The sequence below is a fragment of the Shewanella sp. BJSY2023SW007 genome, from assembly GCF_047314525.1.
GTDB classification, from domain to species: Bacteria; Pseudomonadota; Gammaproteobacteria; order Enterobacterales; family Shewanellaceae; genus Shewanella; species Shewanella chilikensis.
Window position 1 is genome coordinate 1 of record NZ_JBKORL010000039.1, and the last position, 1,839, is coordinate 1,839.

Annotated in this window: 1 protein-coding gene; it reads left to right on the top strand. The window is 46.8% G+C overall.

Annotation, left to right across the window (positions count from 1 at the left end):
• Positions 1-1,037 precede the first annotated feature (1,037 nt).
• Positions 1,038-1,640 (top strand): DUF4145 domain-containing protein, encoded by a 603-nt coding sequence (locus ACMHXE_RS07310; protein ID WP_339086849.1) that lies wholly within the window; start codon positions 1,038-1,040, stop codon positions 1,638-1,640.
• Positions 1,641-1,839 lie beyond the last annotated feature (199 nt).

Below are 1,839 nucleotides of genomic sequence, written 5' to 3' on the forward strand. Positions count from 1 at the left end.
CCAAGAAGGGATCAACAGCAATCCCCTCTTGGATCTCCCTTGCCGCCCCACACGGTGTCGAAAGCCCCTCGGCCTAATGGCGCAAATAACTACCGTTTCAGACGCTCATCCCTGATTCGACTGGCGCTGCTTCGGCATCCATGCCTCAGCCACGTTATTTGCGCCAACGGCTTTCGGCGACACCGAGGGGGAATTGGTACAACTCTGTTAGTCCTGAGTAGTTTGAAATATCTGAAGAGTTTGCAGACATACACCTATTTTCCAGGCACAGGTGGAACTGTGACCTTCCGAGCCAGGGATGGCGAGGCAGAGCTTACAGGGACGTACTCGCAGCGTGTCACAGGAGCGCCTGTGCGAAAAGCACAGCGTAGGTGATTGGCTACACCGTGGCCGGAAGCTCGGCCAGTACTAACTTAGGAACTTTTAGCTGGAAGCTATGCTAGCCGCTGTGCCAGCGGCTTAAAGTCGTGGAGCTTTGGGTTTCAAACCCAGTCAATTCTACTTCAAAAATAAACCAAATCAGGGTTTTGTTGCCTTTGTCAAAACTTAACCTTTGGCTAATTGTTTTCAAATTCAGTACTGGGTATTGTATAGCCAATTCAAACGCTTAGCTTTAGCACTTCCTTAAGCTTAAGGCCGAAAGCAGTAGCACTTTTCCGTTTTCAGCGGAATGTAGGGACAAACAGAGTTTGGACCCGTGCGGTAGCCATGGCTTTACTTAACATTTTTGTAGGGTCTGGGTTGAAGGGCGCTTTGGGTTGTAGGGCTCGGGTTGTACGGCTTGGCGCGCTCATGACAAGCACCTCAGAACTGATTTTTTATACAGTATTATTGATGTTCCAGGAAAAATGCCGGGAATCTGTAGCTAAGTTTGCGCGTTATTTCCGTAACATTCCAGGAAATATTTTTAAATTCAAAAGGTTAAAAAATACAGCTGGTAGATAATAGGTTTAGAAACCGCGCATGCGCGTTTACACTCATCTGAGGACTAAAACGCGCATGCGCACTATACAGCTGTTAGCCTTAAAGGAAATTTTGTGCCAAATTATCTATCAATATACTGTCCAAGTTGTCATAGACATACGTCTCTTGATCCTGCCCCGGTTAAATATAAAAGTGGATCATATACATACACAACAGAAGCCTTTTGGGAGCAGGATTATCAAAACACATGGTGGATGGGAGTGTGTAATTCCTGTAATGAACCCGTTCTGGTGTTAAATAAAGGTGAAAAAGTCTATCCCTCACCGTTACCAAAGCCAACTGACCAAAATGTACCCGAAGCAATCCGTAATGATCTCGATGAGGCGAAGCAATGTTTTTCCGTTTCAGCTTTTCGTGCTGCGGCTGTTATGGCCCGAAGAGTTATGCAAGTGGCTGCAACAGACAAAGGAGCTAAATCAGATAAACTCGTTTCACAAATAGCAGAACTTCAAGCCAACGGTGTAATAACGAAAGATCTTAAGGAGTGGGCAGATGCCGTAAGATGGATTGGAAATGATGCTGCTCACCCAAGCAAAACGACTGTTACACATGATGAGGCTGAAGATGTTCTCCATCTGGCTGAACAATTTCTACATGTCATATATGTGGCTCCTGCGTTGGCTGCAGGACTTAGAAAGAAGTTAGGTAAAAGTTAGGCTAACAAGCGCATGTTGTTCGCCCCTGCGGGGCTGGGACCTCCGTTCCGCTGCGCTTCACTGCGGCCCCAAATGCGGGCGTTAGGTTTTAGGAGTTCAAATTGAAGCGCGAATTCAACTCCGAAGTGCACCACTCGCTAAATTAGGCTGCCTTGCGTAATTCATTGAATACCGCAATAGGTTGCCTGAAGCCGAGGCA